The sequence below is a fragment of the Burkholderia sola genome, assembly GCF_905400185.1.
GTDB classification, from domain to species: domain Bacteria; phylum Pseudomonadota; class Gammaproteobacteria; order Burkholderiales; family Burkholderiaceae; genus Burkholderia; species Burkholderia sola.
Genome location: NZ_FR989677.1, coordinates 446,123 through 466,464, shown reverse-complemented (window position 1 = coordinate 466,464; position 20,342 = coordinate 446,123). Strand labels below are relative to the sequence as shown.

The window sequence follows — 20,342 nt, the reverse complement described above, 5'->3', positions numbered from 1 at the left end:
CTCGATCCAGGATTCATCATGAAGCGACTCATCTTGATCGGCGCACGCGCCACCGGCAGCAGCGTCGCACTGGTGCGCGCCGCCATCGCACGCCAGGTGACCGTGACCGTCATCACCGCACCCGGCCATCGTCTCGATGGCGTGTTTCCCGACGGCGTCGAGACGGTCAACCTCGCGCCCGACGCCGGCCAGCTCGTCGACTGGCTGCGCGCCCGCTTTCCGGACGAACTCGACACGCTGCGCGTGACGACCGCGCACGACAGCTATGCGCGCACCGCCGCGTGGGTCGCCGATGCGCTCGGCCTACCCGGCCCCGATGCGCGGCACGTCGCGCATGCGGTGTCGAAGTCGAACCAGAAGGCGCTGCTCGCCGCGCACGGAATCCCGGCCGCCCAGTTCGTCGCGGGCACGCTCGCCGCGCCGGCGGCGCTCGCGGCCGCCGCGGCGCCGTTGCGCTTTCCGGTCGTCGTCAAGCCGTCGGAAGGCTCCGCGAGCGACGGCGTGCGCCGCTGCGAGGACATCGCGGCCGTGCGCGCGCAGCTCGACGCGCTCGCTGCCGCACAGGCCGATGCACCGTCGCTTGCGACCGAACGCATCGTCATCGAGGAATTCCTGGACGGCAGCGAATACTGCGTCGAGTATTTCGACGGCCGCTACGTCGGCGCGCTGCGCAAGCTGAAGCGGCATGGCGCGGGTTTTCTCGAACGCGGGTATACGTCCGAGCTCGATCTCGACGCCGACACGCTGCGTGCGCTGATCGACGTCGGCACGCGCGCGACGGCCGCCGCCGGGCTCACGTGGGGGCCCGTGCATCTCGACTGCATCGTGCACGACCGCGTGCCGCACGTGATCGAACTGAATCCGCGCATCGCGGGCAGCTTCATCTGCGACATCGTGCGCGACGGCTACGGCTTCAACGTGGTCGACGCGTTGCTCGACAAGCTCGATGGGCGCGCGGTAACGATCCCCGAGCTGTTCGAGCCGCACGCGTATGCGCGCGCCGAATTCCTGCTCGACAGCGATCCCCGTGCGTGGCGTTTCGCGCAAGGCGGCGAGATCGACGACGGCGCGGTCAGGATCAGCTATGGGCCACAGGTGCTGCCCGATCGTGAACGGCGTGCGTTTCTTTATGTGCGGGTAGCGTTGCCGGCGGTGCACGGTTCAGCGCACGACGTGGGTTTGGCGGCTGAGTGCGGTGAATTGAAATCAACTACCGAGTCAGCCTGACTTCGGGGGAGCGCGGTTTGCCTGCGCCGGCGGCGCATTCAATGCAACGGCGACCACGCCTCCGGCAAGCCGATCGTCGACGTCGCCCGTTCGATCTGTTCCGGCCCGCCTGCCGGCGGCCACAGACCCTCCGCGTAGTGCCGCTTTCTCAACGCCATGCGTTCTTCCAGACTCGAGAACCCCCAGATGTGCGTGATGCGCGGCGGTCCGTCGAGTGCGTACATGTTGCAAACGAGATGCGACGTATAGGCTTTGGCCGGACCCACCGCACGTTCCCACGCGGAAATGGTCGGCGCCACACCGCCGGCCTTCAGCCAGTAGCAACGAATCTCATAGAATTCGCCCAATACCGCCGGTTCGATATCGGGTAGAAAAGGAAAAAGTGCGTAACTTTCCATGCTCAATCGAACGAACGCGCTTTCGATCCCGAAAGGTTGCTCGGCGCTCCATGCCCGATTGCGTTCATGCTGCAATTCATCCATCGTCTCGAAGCCACGCAGCACGACAACCCGCGATAGCTCGCCAATTTCCGTGCGCCATGCGCCGAGCAGCCGCCCTTGCGCGTCGGCATCCGATACCCAGCGATGCGCACGGCGGGACACGATATTCTGGTCCAGCAGCGGACACGACAACGTCGTGAGTTCATACAGCATGTCTGCCCTCCTTTCGCTCGCCTGTCGCAATGTATTTCCATTGCACTGTATTTCCAAAGCGGTGGCTGATAAACGCGCCGCACCTTGAAACAGAATCCAGTAGCATTGCGCAATGGATCTCTTCAAGGCGATGGCCGTATTCGTCCGCATCGTGGAAACGGGCAGCCTGACGGCCGCCGCGCAAGCGTCCGATCTGTCGCCGACCATGGTCGGGAACTACCTTCAGGCGCTGGAAAGTCGGCTGGGCGCGGTCCTCGTTCACCGCACGACGCGTAAGCAGAAAGTCAGCGCGTTCGGCCAGGCTTACTACGAACGATGCGTCGAAGTCCTCGGTCTGGTCGACGACACGGAACAGCTTGCGCTCGATCACCTCGAGCATCCACGCGGGCGTCTGCGCGTGACGGCGCCTGTCGTGTTCACGAACGAGTGCCTGATTCCCGCGCTCGCGGACTATTACCGGCGCTACCCCGAGATCAGGCTCGATATCGTTGCAACCGACTCGCTCGCCGATCTGTTCGACGAGGGTTTCGAGGCCGCCATTCGCATCGGCGCGCTCGCCAATCCGGATGTGGTGGCGCGTCCGCTAGCGCCCTATCGGCTGGTGATGTGTGCGTCGCCCGCTTACGTTCACGAACATGGCGCGCCGACTACGCCGCATGCGCTGCGCGAGCATCACTGCCTGACGTATGCGTATCCGCCCCGATCGGAATGGCACGCGGCACAATCCCGCTGGATGCTGGAAGGCCCGGACGGGCCGATGAGCATCTGCGTGGACGGTCGACTGAAAATCGACAGCGCGGAAGCGTTGCACCGCGCGACGTTGAGCGGGCTGGGTATCGCGATGCTGCCGTCGATGCTGATCCACGAGGACATTCGCGAGGCGCGCCTCGTCGAGATCATGCCGGACTTCGCCGCCCCCGAGCGGTCGATGAATCTGCTTTATCCGCAACAGAAGCAGAAATCATCGAAGCTTCGCAGCTTTACGGAATTCGTGGTCGACCGGTTCGGCGCCGAAACGGCCTCCCGGACCTGATGCGGCTACCGCCGCCGGTCGCGAAAAAGCCCTATGCCACCGCGCCCCTCCTTCACGCCTTCGCGAAAGCGAGCAAGCGTTCGCCCAGTCTGGCCGGTTGCTCCTGCTGGATCCAGTGGCCTGCGCCGTCGATCAGTTCGATGCCACGCATGCTCGTCGTCGCCTTCGTTCTCATCAGATCGAGCGCGCCCGGCGCCGAATAGGTGCCCCAATCGCTCGTGCCGCCAATGAAGAGCGACGGGACGTCGATCGTCTTGCCCGAAAACAGGCGCAACTCGGCGTTCAGATCAGGATCGGACAACACACGATAAGCCTGAAGCGCGCCTTGAAACCCGGTGCGGCCGTACTCCGTCGTGTACACGCCAAGTTCCGCGTCGGTCAGCCACTTGCAGGCAAGGGTTTCGGCGGGGGACGGCTGGAATGGCGCGACGGTTTCGGACATCGTCTTGCCGAGATCCATCACGTAGTACGTGGGCATTTGCGCCAGCTCCGCGGCCGTGAGCGCCTTGAGCGGATGCGGCTTGTTTCCGGGCCAGTCGGCACTCTTGACATGGAAGAATGCGCGAAGAAACGCGGATAAACCTTGGGGCGGGCGCCACATGTCCCGGTTGGCGTTCCGGGTGCACAGGTATTGCTGGTAATACTGTCTCGGCGGATCGAGCGCGGCAAGCGCCGCCGCCAGTTTCCGACCGTCACTGCTCGGTTGAGCCGACGATGTCTCGCTTCGCGCCGTGTCGAACGGAAGCGCCGGCGGGCCGGGGAACGGTGCGCTCATCAACACCACCGACGGAAAGACGTCAGGTCGCGCCAGCGCACAATACGCCGCCACGGGCGAGCCGAGGTCGTGTCCTACCAGCATTGACGTCTGCCGATACCCCAACGCAGAAACCAATCCGAGCGCGTCGCGCGTCATATTCAACAAGCTGAACGGCGCGAGCGGGGCGTCATAGTCGTTCACCCAGCCGGTGGTGCGCCCAAACCCCCGCTGGTCGGGCGCCACGACGTGGTATCCCGCGTCAGCCAGGATGGGCATCAGATGTCGCCAGCCGTAGGCCAGATCCGGAAAGCCGTGCAAAAGCAACGCGAGCGGCCGGCCGGCGCTTTCATGACCGGCCTCGAGAACATGGACGTCGAGGCCGTTCACCCCGTGGATCATGCGCGAGCGCACCCCTTCGGGAAGCGTTCCTGCGGCGTAGGTCGGCATGGTCGGATCCCCTTCTGCTGTCGGGTTTGCGCGGGCAGGTCGAAACAAAGCCGCAATCAGGCCGGCCGCGCCCATCGCCAGGACGGTTCGTCTCGACGCAGATGGCTTGCTCTTGTCGACGGGCATCGCGGCGCTCCGGAATATGGTGATCACCATAGTATGGCGATCGACATAGCCGGGTCAAGCCGAACGTGGTACTTTTCCGGCATGACACGCAAGACTGACGCTCGCGCTCGCGCGATTGCCACGGCCGAACGGCTGTTTCGCATCCAGGGCTACACCGCGACCGGACTGACCCAGATCCTCGAAGAAAGCGGCGCGCCCAAGGGATCGTTCTACTTTCACTTTCCACGCGGCAAGGCCCAACTTGCGGAAGAAGCAATCGATCAGTACGTCACGAATCGCATTGCCGTCTTGCAGAACATCTCGGCCGAAACGACCGGTCATGCGCTGGAGTTCGTGCGTCGGCTCTTCAGCACGTTTGCGGCCGAAATGGTCGCCGCCGATTTCCAGTACGGGTGTCTCATGCAAAACCTGGCCAACGAACTGCCCGCGCTCGACGCCGAGCTGACCGAGCGGGTCGCGCGCGGGTTTGCCGATTCGACCGAGGTGATTGCGGCGCATTTCAGGGGATGCGGTTTTGCTGCCGCGCGCGCATCGTCAGCCGCGGCCGCGTTGGTCGCCGCGCTGGAGGGCGCCCGCACGATCGCGCGTCTGGAACGCTCGCCGGCTGTATTCGACGCGCTGGCAGACGTCAGCGGCCAAGGGTGGGGTGCTGCCGAAGTGTGATCCGCACCGATGTTGTCGTGACGAGCCATGCCTTCCGCCCATCACGGGGACATTGCCCGTTGTCGTGTACCGCACCGCCCGAAAGCCGCGTGCGTTCCAGCCTCCATCGCGAACGCCGAAACCGCAGATCAATGCGAATGACCGAATAATCGAATCACGACGCCGCGCAGCCACCGGTTGCCGGCCTCGTGGTGATAGCGCGCGTGCCAATGCTGCCGCACCGCGAAGCCGTCGACCGGAATCGGGCAGGCATGAACCGCGAGATCGTTGGCCTGCGCCAGCGTCTCGCCGATATGACGAGGTAGCGTCGTGATCAGGTCGGTCGTCTGGACGATCGCCCCCAACCCGAGAAACCCCGGCAATTCCAGCACCACGTCCCGCTCGATGCGCGCCTGCCGCAGCGCCTGTTCGAGCAGTTGCGCCCCGGTTCCCGCCGTGATGGCGACATGTCCTTCCGCCCGATACTGCCTGACCCCGAGCCGGCCGCGAATCCGCGGGTGATGCCGATTCACCAGACAAATCCAGTCCTGGTCATACAGCTTCTGCTGGTAAATGCCACCGCCCAGCCACGGCACGTAGCCGATCGCGAGATCGGCTTCGCCGGATTCGAGCGCCCGCTCCGTATTGCCGTCGATCCGCGCGGCTTCGAGCCGGACGCCCGGCGCCTGCGCGCGGACATGGGCCAGCAGCCGCGGCAACAGCGTGACGTGGCTCGCGTCGGTCATGCAGATGCGAAAGCGTCGCTGGGCGGTCGCCGGGTCGAACGCGATCTCCCACGCCGTGAAGCGCCGCAGCGATTCGAGGATTTCCCGGCATGGCCCGATCAGTGCGTCGGCCTGAGGAGTCGGCGCCATGCCGCCGGGCGTGCGGATGAAGAGTGGATCGTGCAAATGTTCCCGCAAGTGCCCGAGCCAGATGCTGACCGTCGGCTGGCTCTGGCCGAGTTGCTCGGCGACGCGCGTGACGCTGCGCACGTCGTACAGGAGATCGAATAGCTGAAGCAGCTTCAGGTCCGGCAGATCGGCGGGCATCGTTTCATTATTGTCCATGGCAATGACGCCATTGTATACATTGCATTGTCGACATGAGCGACGGCTCCTATCGTGAGGCCATACGTCAAGGAGACAGCATTGAAAATTGCGATTCTGGGAGCCGGCGCACTGGGCTGTGCGATCGGCGCCACCCTCACCGAAGGCGGTCACGAGACCTGGTTGATCGACCGCTCGCCCGCGCACGTCGATGCGATGCGCCGTGACGGCCTGCGGGTCGACGACGCGCGCGGCACCCGGCAGGTACGCGTGCACGCGACGACACAGGCTGCCGAAGTCGGCACGGCCGACATGGTCGTGGTGCTGGTCAAGTCGTTCCACACCGACGCGGCGATCCGCGGCGCCCTGTCGCTGGTCGGGCCCGATAGCGTCGTGCTGTCACTGCAGAACGGCCTCGGCCACGAGGACATTCTGAGCGACGCCGTCGGCCGCGAGCGCGTGCTCGCGGGCAAGACCTACGTCGGCGGCGTGCTGCGCGGGCCCGGTCATATCGAATCCGGCGTGATCGGCAAATACACGTACATCGGCGAACTCGACGGACGCATCACGCCGCGCGTGCAGGCGATCGCCGCCGCGTTCGATGCCGCCGGCCTCGCGACGACGATCAGCGACAACATCGTCGGCACGATGTGGGACAAGCTGCTGGTGAATGTCGCGACGGGCGCGCTGACGGGCCTGACCGGCCTCACCTACGGGCAGCTCTACGACGAGCCGCTGCTGAAGGCGACGTCGCTCGCGGCGGTCGCCGAGGCAATCGCGGCGGCGCAGGCGGCCGGCGTGAAACTGTCGATGACCGATCCCGAACAGGCATGGACGCTCGCCGCCGAGGGCCTGCCGGCCGCTTTCAAGACGTCGATGCTGCAAAGCCTGGAGAAAGGCTCGATCACCGAGATCGACTTCATCAACGGTTCGGTCGTGCGTGCCGGGCAGCGCCACGGCGTGCCGACGCCGGTCAATGCCACGCTCGTCGCCTGCATCAAGGGATTGGAGCGCGCGATGGCCGATCGCCAACGCGAGGAGGCAGCCGCATGAGCGCCACGAAAGCCTATCTCGAACACGTTGCGATCTGGGTGAAGGACATCCACTGGCACATCCGTTTCTTCGAGGACGTGCTCGGCATGACGCTGCGCGAAGTGGACGGCACGCTCGACGCACCGCGGCAGTACTGGACGCTCGGCGGCCTGCAGTTCATCCACGCGCCGGAACATGACGGCCCGGAAGGCCGGCTCGCCCATCTCGGCGTGATGTGCGAGGACCTGGAGGCCGCGCTGGCCGCGGCGCAGCGATTCGACGTGACCGAGATGCCGCAGGGGCGCAACTGGATTCGCCTGCCCGACGGGCTCGCCGTCGAACTGATTCAGGCGCGGCCGGCTTCCTGCGTTGCGCAGGCGCTGGCGATCAACCCGCGCGCGGAGGCATGACCATGACCATCGTCGAGAAATACTGGGACGACGCCCGCGAAGGCGACACCTGCATGAGCCCGACCTACGTCGTGACCAAGGAGCGCATTCTCGCGTATGCCGACCTCACCGGCGACCACACGCCCGTTCACGTGGACGAGGCATACGCGAACGCCAGCCATTTCGGCTGCCTCGTCGCGCACGGGCTGTTCGGCCTGTCCGTGGCCGACGGCCTGAAGACGCAGAGCGACTATCGCTTCCTGCCGGGCATGTCGCTCGGCTGGACCTGGGATTTCCTGCTGCCGATCAAGGTCGGCGACGTGCTGCACGTGACGTTCCGCGTCGGGTCGATGCGGGCCAGCAAGAGCCGTCCGGACTGGGGCATCGTCGTGCTGCCGTCGGAACTGATCAATCAGGACGGGCAGGTCGTTCAACGCGGCGAACATCGACTGATGGTGCCGCGCCGTCCGGAGGCACTGTGATGCAGGCTCGTCCCCTCGAAGGCATTCGCGTCGTCGACTACAGCCATTTCCTCGCCGGCCCGTATGTCGGGCGCTGTCTCGCGGCGCTCGGCGCCGAAGTCATCAAGGTCGAGCGTCCCGGCGCCGGCGACGCCGGACGCCAGCACGCGACCGTGCTCGACGACCAGCAAAGCGGCTATTTCCTGCAGCTCAACATGGGCAAGCGCGGCGTGAGCGTCAACATGAAGGACCCGCGCGGCAAGGCGTTCATGCAGCGGCTGTGCGACTCCGCCGACGTCTTCATCGAGAACTATCGGCCGGGCGCACTGGACAAGCTCGGGCTCGGCTATGAAGCACTGTCGGCGCGCAATCCGGGCCTCGTCTATTGCTCGATTTCGGCGTACGGTCACACCGGCCCCGATGCGCATCGCGCAGGTTTCGGGCTGATCGCCGAAGCGAAGAGCGGGATCATGCAGATGGTCGGCACGCCGGGCGAGCGCCCGCCGCTGCTGCGCATTTCGCTCGGCGACATGTACACGGGCATTCATGCGGTCGCGGCGATCAACGCCGCGCTGCTGGGACGCGTGAAGAGCGGTCGCGGGCAGCACGTCGACATGGCGCTGTACGACACGCTGGTATCGATGCACGAATACGCGGTGCAGTGCTACACGCTGAAGGGCGTGCTGCCCGAGCAGACCGGGCACGACATGCCGACGTCGACGCTCTATGGCGTGTTCCGCGCCGCGGACGGCGATCTTGTGATCGCCGCGCAGGTGGACGACGCGTGGAAGCGCTTCGCCGCGCTGATCGCGGCACACGGTGGCCCGGCGGGTTTCGGCGCCGACACGCGGTTTCACGACAGCACCGGACGCAACGCGCACCGTACGGAGATTCTGTCGGTGGTCGAGCCGTGGGTGGCCGCGCGTTCCGTCGCGTCGGTACTGGACCTGCTGGACGGCATCGACGTTCCGTGCGCGAAGGTGCAGCGCATCGACGAAGTGTTGAACGATCCGCAGATCCAGGCCAGAGGCATGGTCGTCGAGCAGCAGCATCCGCGCTACGGCACGCTGCGCCTGCCCAACCTGCCGTTCCGGTTCTCCGATTGCGATACGACGATTCGCGACGTCGCGCCCGATCTCGGGCAGCACAACGCGGAAGTCGCCCGTTCTCTCGGGTTCGATTCGGCCGAAATCGATGCGATGCAGGCCGACGGTGTCCTCTACTCGAAAGCGAGCCAACGATGACTGATCAATACGCGGTGATCGGCAATCCGATCGGACATACGAAATCCCCGCTGATTCACGGCCTCTTCGCGCAAGAGACGAAGCAGGACCTCCGCTATACGGCGATCGAGGGCCCGCTCGAGCCGGCAGGCGCTTTCGCTGCCGCGGTGCGCGCGTTTTTCGATGGCGGCGGCAAGGGCATCAACGTCACCGCGCCGTTCAAGCTCGACGCGTTCGCGATGTCGGATGAACGCAGCGAGCGTGCGCAACTCGCGGGCGCGGCCAACGCACTCAAGTTCGACGGCGGCCGCATCCTGGCGGACAACTTCGACGGCATCGGGCTGGTTCGCGATATCGAGGCGAACCTCCATCTGCCGATGGCCGGCAAGCGTGTGCTGGTGCTCGGTGCGGGCGGCGCGGCACGCGGCGCGCTGTTGCCGTTCCTCGAAGCCGGCCCGGCGGAACTCGTGATCGCGAATCGCGACGTCGACAAGGCGCGCGCACTGGCCGCGCAGGTCGCCGGGCGCGGCCCGCTCGTGGCCGGCAGCTACGCGGACCTCGCGCGGATGGGACGTTTCGACCTGGTCGTCAACGCGACGTCGGCCAGTTTGACCGGCGACCTGCCGCCTGTCCCGCCGAGCGTGTTCAGTCCGAAGGGAACTGCTTACGAGCTCGCCTATGGCAAGCGACTCACGCCGTTTCTCCGGCTCGCGAAAAATGCCGGCGTGCACGGGATCGCGGATGGCGTCGGCATGCTGGTCGAGCAGGCGGCCGAGGCGTTCGCATGGTGGCGCGGTGTGCGCCCCGCGACCAGTTCGGTGATCGATCGGCTGGCCGTGCCGTTCGACTGAACACGCGATGGGGATCGGCATGCAGGCGATCCCGATGCGCGATGCCATCGATCGCGACAGAGGCGGCAGGCGCGATCGGGTAGACTCGGCGCGTCCATACGAACGCGCTGCACCGAGCAACGCTGCCTTGCCGCGGCCCTCCTCCCACGCCCGAGACCGTGCCGAACACCGTCATGCCGGACACCACGCGCCCCGCTCGCCTGAACTTCGCGCTCATGTTGCCGCTGCTGCTGGCGGCCCAGCCGGTGGCGACCGACAGTTACCTGCCGGCACTGCCCGAAATCGCCGCGACGCTGGGCTCCGCCAGCGTCAGCCTCACGGTTTTCGCACTGATATTCGGTATCGGACAGTTGCCGATGGGCAGTCTTTCCGACCGATTCGGCCGTCGTCCCGTCTTGCTGACCGGCCTTGCGCTCTATGCGCTGAGTGCATTGGCGGCGGCGATCGCGTCGACCGCCGCGATGCTGGTGGCCGCGCGTGCGATGCAGGGCTTTGCCATGGCCGCGATCCTGGTATGCGCCCGTGCGACGGTGCGCGACCGGTATTCGGCGGGCGACGGCCCGTACGTGATGGCGCGCGGTTTCATGGGAATGGGAATGATGGCGTTCCTCGCCCCGCTTGTCGGTGCGTATGTCACGCAGCACGCCGGCTGGCGATGGGTACTCGCGGGGATGAGCCTGTATGCGTTCGGCTTGCTCGTCATGTGCTGGTACGGCTTCGAGGAAAGCGCCGCCAGAATCGCGCCGCGTAGGAACTCGACCGGGGACGTGCGCGAGATATTCGGCAATGCCCCGTTCAGGGTATGGACGCTGCTGGCCGCGTCGACGTACACCGGCATGTTCTGTTTTCTGCTGCTTTCTCCGACGATCTACATCCGGCAGTTCGGCATCTCGCCGCAGCGATACGGCTGGATCCCCGCGAGCGGGACGCTCGTCTATGTGCTGAGTACCTTTGGCTGCCGGCAGTTGCTGCGACGTCAAAGCATGCTGCGAACGGTACGCCAAGGGGCGACGTTGAGCCTCTCCGGTGCCGTGATCCAGGCATTGGGGTGCGCGCTGCTTCCCGGCAGCATCTGGCCGCTGCTCGTCGGGCATGGCGTGTATTGCCTCGGCCACGGGATCCATCAGCCGTGCGGGCAGGCAGGCGCGGTCAGCGGGCTGCCTCATCTTGCCGGCCGCGCGGTCTCGTGGTCCGGCTTCATCATGATGTTCTTCGCTTTCAGCGTGGGGCAGACGGCGGCGGCTTTCACCGATCCGCGCTATCCGTCCGGCGCGTGGCCGATGGTGGTGCCGATGCTTGGCGTGGGCGTCACGCTGGTTACGATTGCGTTTGCGTGGTTGCCGAGAATGGGTGGCGCGAATTTGGGGGTGGCAGTCGTTCCCGCGCGGGCGGGGAATGGTCGGTGAGTTGCGGCGGGAAATCGGTGGGAGAAGGCGGTATGGGTTTTCAGCGCGTCGTCAGCTGTCGACCCATTGCGATCGGTCGTAAGATCACGGTCCCTTCGTCGCTTCTTGAAGTACTTCGGTCATCCGACGGCCGGTCTTTTGGTCGGGCATCGGCCAACACGGTCGACACCTCCGCAGAACCTTATCGGGCGTACGCCGACTTCCGAGTCATTGGATTTGAGGAAGCCGCGTCAGAGAGCGATCGCGCCGGAAGCTGCTTGTATTGCCAGCAATCTCGTCTTCGCTGCGCCCCTCATTGATGGCAATGCTTTCCCCAAAGACAAAATGAGGAACCGAACGCACACCGGCATTGGCCGACTTGAACGCTTCCGCTTCGACGCGATGGTGCCGTTCAGGATCAAGAGCGATGGCACGCGCCTGATCGCGGTTAAAACCGTAGTCGGCGGCAATGTCAGCCAGCGTCACGCAGCCTTCGCCAACAAGGCTTTGATAGCCGTTTCGGTGTGGGCGATTGCGGCCTTCGCCGCATCGGGGCCGAAAACCGTGCCTTCGACACGCACCACTTCAACGTCGGTCAGGCCGATGAAACCGAGCAGATGCAGCAAATAGCTGGTCTGGAAGTCGAACGGCGCCCAGGCACCTTCCGAGAACACGCCACCGGCAGCGGCAAGGAGATAGACTTTCTTGCCAGTCAGCAGTCCCTTCGGCCCAGTATCGCCGTAACTGAAGGTGACGCCCGGCCAGGTGACGTGATCGAACCACGCCTTTAGCTGCGAGGACAGACTGAAGTTGATCATGCCCGAACCGAGCACGATCACATCGGCGACCTTCAACTCATCGACCAACTCTTGCGCGACCTTCACCGCCTCGACCTGTTCCGGCGTGCGATCTTCGGGCGACGTGATCCGGCCCTGGATGTAGGCCGGTGCGATATGGGGCGGAGGATTCGCGGCAAGGTCACGCACGGTCAGCGGGCCGCCCGCGCGCGCCTGGATGCCCTCTGCGATTTCGGTGGCAAATCGGGTGGAAAGGCTGTCAGCCCCGCGCGGGCTGGACGTGACAAGTAGGGTGTGGCTCACGGCGGCTCCAAGGTATAAAAAGAGAACTAAGTAAGATATCGATCCTTACTTACCAATTCATACAAAGGATGGTATGGTTCCTGCCGTTTTCCCACAAGAAGGCACACGCATGTCACTTAGTCACTCCGAACTACCTGCCGATATGCCTGCACCTGACGCTGGCGGCTGCCTGGCAACTCGTGAAATCCTGGATCGCATCGGCGACAAGTGGAGCCTCTACATTGTCGCCATGCTGGCCAATGGCTCGCGGCGCTTCAACGAATTGAAGCGCGGCATCGACGGCATTTCGCAGCGGATGCTGACACTGACCTTGCGCGGACTGGAACGCGACGGACTGGTAACGCGAACGATGTATCCAACGATTCCTCCTCGCGTCGATTACCAACTCACTGACATGGGAAGAACGCTGTTGAAGCCTGTCATGGCGTTGGTCAACTGGGCGAACGAGAATCAAGTCGCCATTGCCGAAGCGCATAAACGTTTTGACGAGGAGCCGGAGCCGGATCAGGTCTTGATTCAGGGCGTTGTCTACCAGCGTCGATAAACGGATCGAGGCCGTGGCTTGTGCAAACACAGCGGCGAAATCCAAGTGCCGGCTCGCGTCGGGACCTGTCCCGACGCGGATCTTTCTTGGGGTGCGAAAGCGCTGCATTTTCCGATCTATCCAGCAGGTGAAGTTCCGGCGAAAATGTCATCCGATTGGCCTCCATCGGGCTGAGCCGCAGGAGACACCGGCGGATGCCCGAAATGCTGCGCAGTCCAGACTCCGGACGAGGCCGTTCGCCATAGTCATCAATGACGTCAATAGCGACATTTACCCCCCCCCCTTCGGCATGGAAGCCACTATCTGCCTGACCGGAAATCCGATGCATGGGCGGGCGTAGCGCAAGCACGCCACGCCCCGCCACCGCACTCAATCAGACCGCACGCGACACCAACTCGCCCAGCACCGTGTCCAGCGCGACATGGCCTCGCAAGATTTCGTCAGGACCGCTTTCGAAATCGATCCAGCCTTCGTTGAAGCCGTCCAGCATGCGCGTGCGCGGGCGCGGATGCTTCATGCCCTGCGCGCGAAACAACGCGTCCCACGTTCGCCTGTCGACGGCTTCCGCTCGCACGTCCCGGCCCAGAACGCGAGCGAAGGCCAGCGCGAGATCGTTGGGGCTCACCCGGCGCGAGCCTTCGAGCTCGACGACACGCACCCCGCTCCACGTCTGCCGAAGCAATTCCGCCGCGACGCGGCCCACGTCCGCGGTGGCGACCATCGGCACGGGCTTGTCGAGCGGCTGCAGATAACTGGCGACGACGCCCCCGTCGCGCGCGGAGGCAACGTCCCACGCGGCGTTCTCGATGAACCAGCCGGGCCGCAGGAACGTCACCGGCATCGGCATCTCGCGCAGCGCCTGCTCCATCAGCGTGAGTTGCGTGAGCAGATTGGTCTCGTCGGCCTGCGCGCCGATCGTCGACAGGCAAACGACCTTTTCGGGGCGCGCCTTCAGCAGCGCGGCGGATACGGCTTCGATCACCTTCCGCGCTTCGGGAAACCCGGGCGCCGGATCGAACACCGGCGGCAGCAGGATGAACACGCCCCTCGCGCCGGTGAATGCGGCGGCGAGCGACGAAGGGTCTTCCATGAACGCGGTCGCGACCTCGCACCCGCGCGCCGCCCATGCCGCTGCCCGCGTCGTGTCGCGTACGACCGCGCGCACCGCGTCGCCCGAGGCCAGCAGTTCGCGCGCCAGTGCGCCACCGACCTGACCGGTGATTCCAGTGATTGCATACATTGCTCGTTCTCCATGTGCGAATACGTGGGTCGCATTCTGGACAAACGCCGACCAAAACAAAATGACATGGATGGCATCAGATAAGTGACAACAGGTCATCAATTCGGCATGATCGACACCGACGCCCGGCATGGCTACGCTGTGCGGCGTTGGCGTGTCGGCCTTCAGTGGGTCGCGCGCGATCGGCCAACCGTACTCAGTCGAACAACCATGAGATCCAGTAGCGAGAAACTGTCCGGCAGCATCAGCGTGTTCGCTGCCGTGGTCGATGCGGGGACGTTTTCGGCCGCCGCCGACGTCATCGGCATGACGCCGCCGGGCGTCAGTCGAGCGATTGCGCGGCTGGAGAGAAGGCTGAACATCCGGCTGTTCAACCGAACGACGCGGTCGGTGTCGCTGACCGAAGAGGGCCGCCGCTTTTACGAACAGGTCATGCCCCATCTCGCCGGGCTGGAGGAAGCCGCGGCAGCAGCGGCGGGCAGCGTCTCCGCGGTGCGCGGAAGGCTGCGAATCAATCTGGATCCGGTCGTCTACCGGGCCATTCTCGGGCCACGGCTCGATGCGTTCATGGACGCGCATCCCGAGCTCGAAATCGAGCTCATCGCGCGCGACAGCCTGGGCGACCTCGTCATGGACGGCTTCGACCTCGCCGTGCGATTCGGCGAACCGCGGCCATCCAGCCTGATCGCGAGAAAGCTGCTCGATACCGGCGTCGTGACGGTCGCGGCGCCCTCGTACATCGCACGCCGGGGACGACCGGCCAAACCCCAGGACCTCGAAAACCGCAGCCACCGCTGCCTGGAATTCCGCAATCCGGAGACAGGCAGGCCGTTCGCGTGGGAATTCCATCGCCAGCGCAAACGCATCGTGGTCGACACCCGCGGACGCCTGACGGTCAACGATCCCGGCGCGCTGCTCAACGCATGCCTCGCCGGTTCCGGCATTGCGCAGATGTTGCTGCTCGGCGCCGAGCCGCTGATCGCCGACGGCCGGTTGATCAATCTTTTTCCCGAATGGGCCGACGAGCGGTACCCGTTATACGCGTACTACCCATCCCGGCATCACGTGCCGGCGAAGACTCGCGCGTTCCTGGATTTCATGGTCGAACTGACGGGCATTCACGGCGGCGTCGGCGCCCGTTAGTGCTGTTCCGGCGGAACCCGTTAGCGAGCTTCGACAGGATGCCGGGCAGGTATCCGGCAATTGAATGCGACGGGGGCGTCGATATCGTGATTGCTTACCTCGATAAAGACGATCGACGCGACCGCCTGCACCCCGTCGCGTCGATCAGTCCCACTCAAATCTGCTGCTGGCCGCCATCGACGAACAATTCGATGCCGTTCACGAAGCTCGCGTCGTCCGACGCCAGGAACAGCGCCGCGCTGGCGATCTCGCCCGGCTCGCCGAGTCGCCCCATCGGAATCTGCGCCGCCAGATAATCGGCAAGCCCCTGCCGCTGAGCCGCATCGTCACCGGCGAGATCCAGCAGGCCGGGCGTGCGGGTCGCGCCCGGGCTGATCGTGTTCACGCGGATGCGGCGGTCCTTGAGGTCGAGAATCCAGCTGCGCGCGAACGCACGCACGGCCGCCTTCGACGCCGAGTACACGCTGAACGCAGCGGTGCCCGCACTACCCGCCGTCGAGCCGGTCAGAATCACCGATGCGCCATCGGCGAGCAGCGGCAGCGCCTTCTGCACGGTGAACAGCACGGCCTTCACGTTGCGATCGAAGGTTTCGTCGTAGTGCGCTTCGGTGATGCTGCCCAGCGGCAGCATCGAACCGCCGCCGGCGTTCACGAACAGCACGTCCAGGCGCCCCTGTTCTTCCTTGATTTGCGCATACAGCGCGTCGAGTTCATCGAGCTTCGTGGAATCCGAACGCACGCCGGTCGCGTTGCCGCCGGCTGCGCGAATCCCTTCCACGGCGGCATCGAGTTCGGCCTGCCGGCGGCCCGTGAGATAGACGTGCGCACCGTCAGCCGCGAAGCGTTGGGCGGTGGCCAGGCCGATGCCGCTGGTTGCGCCGGTGACGAGTGCGATCTTGTTGTCGAGTTTGCGTGCCATGGTATTGCTCCTTTCGTTCGATCAATGTGTTTCGGTTGGGTGTGACGTGCTGCGATGTGAAGAGAATATCGACGGCCCAATCTTTTCGAAATAGAATCAATCGCAAACAAACGTTGCATAAATGCAAAGATGAGGAGAAATGGCGCAGCTACCTGATTTCGAAGGGCTCGCGATGTTCGCGAAGGTGGCGGAGCACGGATCGTTCGCCGCCGCGGCGCGCGCGACCGGCGTGTCGGTCGCCACTGTCTCGCGCGGTGTGGCGCGTCTGGAGGACCGGCTCGGTGCGCGGCTGTTCAACCGCACGTCGCGCCAGCTGTCGCTGACCGAGTTCGGCCGGACGATCAGCGAGCAAGCCGGCGAGATCTACCGCCAGGCGGAGGAGGCGGAAAGCTCGGCGCGCGAAATGTCGGTGCAGCCGCGCGGACTGGTGCGTCTGGCCGTGCCGATGTCGTTCGGGCTGCGCTGGGTCGCGCCGCTGCTGCCGGGCTTCTTTCGCGCGTATCCGGCGGTATCGATCGACCTGCATTTATCGGATGCGTCGGTCGATCTGATTGCCGATGGATTCGACGCCGCGTTGCGCATCGCCGCGCTGCCGGATTCGTCGCTGGTCGCGCGTCGGCTGTGCGCGGTCACCCAATTCGTGGTGGCGTCGCCGGAATATTTGCGGCGCGAAGGGCGACCCACGCATCCGAGCGAGCTGGCGGATCGCCCGTGCCTGTCGTACGCGTATCGCGCGCGCAGTGCCGTATGGCGCTTCACGAACGACGCGGGCGACGAGGAATCGGTGATGCCGACGGGCCCGCTACGCGTGACCAACGCCGATGCGCTGTTGCCGACGCTGCTCGATGGTCTTGCTATCGCCGAGTTGCCGGAGTTCATTGCGTACGAATATCTGGCCGATGGCCGTCTCGAAGCGATCCTCACCGACTGGTCGCTGACGAAGGGCGGTCTTTATTTCGTTACGCCGTCGGCACGGGCGCGACCGGCCAAGGTGACGGCATTGTCCGACTACTTCGCCGAACATCTCGGCAATCCCGTGTGGCGATGGCCAAAGTGACGTGCTGGTGGGTGGTCGAGTCGAGCACCGCTGCCCCATCACTACCCTGTCACCTGATGCCGGGCACGTCCGACGCCCGAACGGCAACGCGCGGGCATGCCCCCTCGCGGCCGGGCGCCGACCTATCCTGCCTGCGAGACGGCCGGATCGATCTCGCGCGCCGTCAGCCCGAACCTCGCCATGCGAGCGCGATGGTCGGGCGAGCCGAGATAGCGACGAAGTTGCCGATCAAACGCGTCGAGAAGACCGCGGTTTTCCCGGCTGAACGAAAACGCGCCGAGCGGCGGTGTCCGCTGTCTGCCGTCGACATCCGGCTCGTGCGCGACGGCCTCGATCAGCGCGCTGCCTATCCGGCCCGCCACGATTCGATTCCCCAACGCGGTGCTCGCATAGGCGTCGATCACGCCGGAGAGCACGGCCGCGATCGCGTCGGCCTGCTGCTCGAAGACGACGATTTGCCGCCGGCTCACGCCCGACGCCATCGCGGAATCGTGCTGGACCTGCCCGGCAATGATGCCGAGGCGCGCATCGGGACGTTGGGCGATCGACGCATAACTCGTGAGCGCCTTCGGGTTGCCGGGCCGAACCAGAAAACCGTCTTCGATGCCCCACACCGGTGCGCTGAACGCAACGGTATCGGCCCGCTGCGGCGTCACGAAGAGCGGCACGTTCATGTCCCAGTGACCTGATGCGACGCCGGGCAGCAATTCGCTGAACGTCGTCGCGCAATACTCGATCCGGGTGACGCCAATCTGCCGGAGGATCATCGCCGCGAGTTCGAGATCGGCGCCGGTAGCGGTGCCCTCCGCTTCGGTCCAGCCGAATGGCGGTTCTTCGATGTACGCAATGCTCACCTTCATCGCTTTCTCTCGCAAGCCGAAGAATCGATCAGGAATTCATCAGCTTACCGTGGGAAGTCGACGTTCACTAAGCGTGGACAAAATTAATCCGGGTGTAAGCCAGTCGACGTCATCATTTGGGTGCAAGCGTCAGTGAAGTCGTCAATTTGAGCCCCGATATCCGGCACGAGACATGGATCGACGCGTGACGGCATGAATTGGCTCCGCGCTATTCGACGTTATCCGCAACATCCGTCATCCGGATCATGTGCGGCTTGATGCCGTCGTCTTCCGCCGTCGCGGCTTCCTTCGGATGAATCAGCGCTTCGAGCCGCGCCTTCGTCGCGATGAACGCGGGCGTATTGACCTGCGAATAATCGCGCGGCCGCGGCACCGGCACCTCGATCAGCTCCTGCACCCCGCCCGGATTCGCCTTCAGCACCAGGATCCGGTCAGCCAGAAAAATCGCCTCGTCGAGGTCGTGCGTGATGAACAGGATCGTCACGTCGATGTTGCGCCAGATGTCGAGCAGGTGCGTCTGCATCCTCGCACGCGTCTGCGCGTCCAGCGCGCCGAACGGTTCGTCCATCAGCAGGATGCGCGGACGGTTCGCGAGCGCGCGCGCAATCGCCACGCGCTGCTTCATGCCGCCCGACAGCTGGTGCGGATACACGTCGGCGAAACGCGTCAGCCCGACGAGATCGAGCCACTGCAGCGCCTCGCGCTCGGCCACGCCGCTGCTGCTGCCGTTCATTCGCAGACCGAACATCACGTTCTTCTTCACCGTGAGCCACGGAAACAGCGTGTATCCCTGGAACACCATCCCGCGATCGGCGCCCGGCCCGTCGACCGGTTTGCCGTCCAGCAGCACCTCGCCGCTCGTCTGCGCGTCGAGCCCGGCGAGGATACGGATCAACGTCGACTTGCCGCAGCCGGACGGACCAATCACGCACACGAACTCGCGCCGGTGCGTACGGAAACTGATGTCGTCGAGCGCGACGCAGTCGCCCTGCGGCGTCGCGAAACGCTTGCCGACGTGTCGTACGTCGAGTATCACGTCGCGGGCCTTCAGCCGCGCGAAGCGCTCGCGCACCGCGTCGGATTGGACCAGGTAATCGGGAACGGCTTGCGGATTCTGCATGATGCCCTCTGCGGAAATCGGTCGATGGGTACGGGCGGGCAGCGCTCACGCTTTCAGCGTGCGGTCCCACGGAAAGAGCCGGCGGCCGAGCAACCCGAGCACGATGTCGGTGCCGAGGCCGATGATCCCGATCATCAGGATCGCCGCATACACGTTGTCGAAATGCTGGTAGCGCGCCTGCTGGCTGATGTACCACGTGATGCCCGAACTCGTGCCGACCAGCTCGGCGACGATCAGGTAAGTCCATGCCCAGCCGAGCAGGATCCGCTGATCGCGATACAGGTCCGGCAGCACGCCCGGAATCACGACGTGCGTGAGCAGCTTCAGCTTCTTCGTGCCGAGCGTCATCGCGGCCTCGAACAGCCCGTATTCGAGCTTGCGCGTGGTGTTCGCGACGATCAGCACCTGCTGGAATAGCGTGCCGATCACGATGATCGCGATCTTCGGTGCGTCGTAGATGCCGAGAATCGCGACCATCAGCGCGCCGAACGCGGGCGCCGGCAGATAGCGGAAGAACTCCAGGAACGGCTCCTGCAGCCGCGCGAGCGCGCTGAAGGTGCCGCAGACGATGCCGAGCGGCACGCCGATCGCGGACGAAATCACGAAGCCCCAGAAGATGATGCGGATGCTGTGCCACAGGCTTTCGTGCAGCCACACGCCGTCGCGCGACGCGGGCGGCGTCGTGAACGCCGTATAGAACGCGCGCAAGACCTGGTGCGGCGCCGGCAGGTAGACCGGATTCGCGCGCACGCCTTCGGGCACCGCCGCGTGCGTCGCGCGTGCATGCGCGAGCTCGTCGTCGAACACGTCGCGGTCGATCTGCATGCCGGTCTGGAAATAATCGACGCTGCCCGGGTTCGTGATGCGCATCTGCGGATGCCAGACGAACGGGACATAGCTGATCAGGCACCAGACGGCGAACGGCAGCAGGAAGGACGCCAGCCCGAGCGTCCATTTGCCGCGCGTGGTGAGCTCGCGGCGCACCGCGAGCCAGCCGGTCGTGTTGCGGGTCGTTGTCATCGGAATCTCCGTCTCGTTTCGGGTGCCGGTCGCGCGGATGCCGCGGCATCGCGCGACCGTGCGT

At 65.0% G+C, this 20,342-nt stretch carries 22 protein-coding genes; 12 read left to right on the top strand and 10 right to left on the bottom strand.

The annotated features are described in order from the left end of the window. The first annotated feature begins 18 nt into the window (after positions 1–18). The gene (locus tag KR541_RS32160) at positions 19–1,227 is read left to right on the top strand and encodes an ATP-grasp domain-containing protein (protein ID WP_216090066.1); all 1,209 of its coding nucleotides are present in this window, start codon (positions 19–21) and stop codon (positions 1,225–1,227) included. A gap of 38 nt (positions 1,228–1,265) precedes the next feature. On the opposite strand, the gene KR541_RS32155 is transcribed toward KR541_RS32160, so the two are convergent. Next, entirely contained in the window at positions 1,266–2,006 is a 741-nt protein-coding gene (locus KR541_RS32155) for an NIPSNAP family protein (protein WP_252996826.1), read from the bottom strand. Here KR541_RS32155 and KR541_RS32150 point away from each other — a divergent pair. After that, positions 1,993–2,913, top strand: coding sequence for a LysR family transcriptional regulator (locus KR541_RS32150; RefSeq protein WP_216090064.1), 921 nt, complete (start codon positions 1,993–1,995; stop codon positions 2,911–2,913). The genes KR541_RS32155 and KR541_RS32150 overlap by 14 nt on opposite strands. 52 nt (positions 2,914–2,965) lie before the next feature. Here KR541_RS32150 and KR541_RS32145 read toward each other — a convergent pair whose 3' ends face one another. Beyond that, positions 2,966–4,069: an alpha/beta fold hydrolase gene (locus KR541_RS32145; RefSeq protein ID WP_089490181.1), complete on the bottom strand. Its 1,104-nt coding sequence runs from the start codon at positions 4,067–4,069 to the stop codon at positions 2,966–2,968. A 255-nt stretch (positions 4,070–4,324) separates the two neighbouring features. Here KR541_RS32145 and KR541_RS32140 point away from each other — a divergent pair, with 255 nt between their 5' ends. Further along, complete coding sequence (locus KR541_RS32140) at positions 4,325–4,906, top strand: TetR/AcrR family transcriptional regulator (RefSeq protein WP_179233191.1); 582 nt, start codon at positions 4,325–4,327, stop codon at positions 4,904–4,906. Between the two features lie 128 nt (positions 4,907–5,034). On the opposite strand, the gene KR541_RS32135 is transcribed toward KR541_RS32140, so the two are convergent. Next, on the bottom strand, positions 5,035–5,955 hold the full coding sequence (locus tag KR541_RS32135; protein ID WP_089490055.1) for a LysR family transcriptional regulator: 921 nt from the start codon (positions 5,953–5,955) through the stop codon (positions 5,035–5,037). A gap of 81 nt (positions 5,956–6,036) precedes the next feature. Between KR541_RS32135 and KR541_RS32130 the strand changes: the two genes are divergently transcribed. The 6 genes from KR541_RS32130 to KR541_RS32105 all read left to right on the top strand — a co-directional run bounded on the left by KR541_RS32130 (position 6,037) and on the right by KR541_RS32105 (position 11,296). After that, positions 6,037–6,987 carry a ketopantoate reductase family protein gene (locus tag KR541_RS32130; protein ID WP_050015377.1) on the top strand — a complete coding sequence of 317 codons (951 nt, stop codon included), beginning with the start codon at positions 6,037–6,039 and terminating at the stop codon, positions 6,985–6,987. Then, entirely contained in the window at positions 6,984–7,376 is a 393-nt protein-coding gene (locus KR541_RS32125) for a VOC family protein (RefSeq protein WP_050015379.1), read from the top strand. Before KR541_RS32130 ends, KR541_RS32125 begins: the two co-directional genes overlap by 4 nt. A 2-nt stretch (positions 7,377–7,378) precedes the next feature. After that, positions 7,379–7,837 carry a MaoC family dehydratase gene (locus tag KR541_RS32120; RefSeq protein ID WP_124592795.1) on the top strand — a complete coding sequence of 153 codons (459 nt, stop codon included), beginning with the start codon at positions 7,379–7,381 and terminating at the stop codon, positions 7,835–7,837. Continuing rightward, positions 7,837–9,060: a CaiB/BaiF CoA transferase family protein gene (locus tag KR541_RS32115; RefSeq protein ID WP_050015382.1), complete on the top strand. Its 1,224-nt coding sequence runs from the start codon at positions 7,837–7,839 to the stop codon at positions 9,058–9,060. Before KR541_RS32120 ends, KR541_RS32115 begins: the two co-directional genes overlap by 1 nt. Next, positions 9,057–9,890, top strand: a complete 834-nt coding sequence (gene aroE, locus KR541_RS32110) for a shikimate dehydrogenase (protein WP_050015384.1) — start codon at positions 9,057–9,059, stop codon at positions 9,888–9,890. Before KR541_RS32115 ends, aroE begins: the two co-directional genes overlap by 4 nt. Before the next feature lie 173 nt (positions 9,891–10,063). Then, positions 10,064–11,296, top strand: a complete 1,233-nt coding sequence (locus tag KR541_RS32105; protein ID WP_050015386.1) for an MFS transporter — start codon at positions 10,064–10,066, stop codon at positions 11,294–11,296. A gap of 207 nt (positions 11,297–11,503) precedes the next feature. Here KR541_RS32105 and KR541_RS32100 read toward each other — a convergent pair whose 3' ends face one another. Then, positions 11,504–11,761 carry a thioredoxin domain-containing protein gene (locus KR541_RS32100; protein WP_204384786.1) on the bottom strand — a complete coding sequence of 86 codons (258 nt, stop codon included), beginning with the start codon at positions 11,759–11,761 and terminating at the stop codon, positions 11,504–11,506. Continuing rightward, on the bottom strand, positions 11,758–12,375 hold the full coding sequence (locus KR541_RS32095) for an FMN-dependent NADH-azoreductase (RefSeq protein WP_176015903.1): 618 nt from the start codon (positions 12,373–12,375) through the stop codon (positions 11,758–11,760). The genes KR541_RS32100 and KR541_RS32095 overlap by 4 nt, the downstream gene beginning before the upstream one ends. Positions 12,376–12,484: 109 nt before the next feature. Here KR541_RS32095 and KR541_RS32090 point away from each other — a divergent pair, with 109 nt between their 5' ends. Next, positions 12,485–12,919, top strand: coding sequence for a winged helix-turn-helix transcriptional regulator (locus tag KR541_RS32090; protein ID WP_050015389.1), 435 nt, complete (start codon positions 12,485–12,487; stop codon positions 12,917–12,919). A gap of 373 nt (positions 12,920–13,292) precedes the next feature. Here KR541_RS32090 and KR541_RS32085 read toward each other — a convergent pair whose 3' ends face one another. After that, the gene (locus KR541_RS32085; protein ID WP_050015391.1) at positions 13,293–14,159 is read right to left on the bottom strand and encodes an NmrA family NAD(P)-binding protein; all 867 of its coding nucleotides are present in this window, start codon (positions 14,157–14,159) and stop codon (positions 13,293–13,295) included. A 210-nt stretch (positions 14,160–14,369) separates the two neighbouring features. On the opposite strand from KR541_RS32085, the gene KR541_RS32080 reads away from it, so the two are divergent. Then, positions 14,370–15,302: a LysR family transcriptional regulator gene (locus KR541_RS32080; protein WP_216090218.1), complete on the top strand. Its 933-nt coding sequence runs from the start codon at positions 14,370–14,372 to the stop codon at positions 15,300–15,302. Between the two features lie 154 nt (positions 15,303–15,456). On the opposite strand, the gene KR541_RS32075 is transcribed toward KR541_RS32080, so the two are convergent. Next, the gene (locus tag KR541_RS32075) at positions 15,457–16,221 is read right to left on the bottom strand and encodes an SDR family NAD(P)-dependent oxidoreductase (RefSeq protein WP_089490057.1); all 765 of its coding nucleotides are present in this window, start codon (positions 16,219–16,221) and stop codon (positions 15,457–15,459) included. Between the two features lie 139 nt (positions 16,222–16,360). On the opposite strand from KR541_RS32075, the gene KR541_RS32070 reads away from it, so the two are divergent. Further along, positions 16,361–17,278, top strand: coding sequence for a LysR family transcriptional regulator (locus KR541_RS32070; protein WP_089490058.1), 918 nt, complete (start codon positions 16,361–16,363; stop codon positions 17,276–17,278). A gap of 122 nt (positions 17,279–17,400) precedes the next feature. Here the strand turns inward: KR541_RS32070 and KR541_RS32065 are convergent, their stop codons facing one another. From KR541_RS32065 to KR541_RS32055, 3 genes are all read right to left on the bottom strand, one after another. Beyond that, positions 17,401–18,138 (bottom strand): transporter substrate-binding domain-containing protein, encoded by a 738-nt coding sequence (locus KR541_RS32065; RefSeq protein WP_089490059.1) that lies wholly within the window; start codon positions 18,136–18,138, stop codon positions 17,401–17,403. A gap of 208 nt (positions 18,139–18,346) precedes the next feature. After that, on the bottom strand, positions 18,347–19,258 hold the full coding sequence (locus KR541_RS32060; protein ID WP_050015400.1) for an ABC transporter ATP-binding protein: 912 nt from the start codon (positions 19,256–19,258) through the stop codon (positions 18,347–18,349). Positions 19,259–19,303: 45 nt separating this feature from the next. Beyond that, a complete protein-coding gene (locus KR541_RS32055; protein ID WP_050015417.1) occupies positions 19,304–20,278 on the bottom strand; it encodes an ABC transporter permease in 975 nt (324 codons plus the stop codon). Between the last annotated feature and the right edge of the window lie 64 nt (positions 20,279–20,342).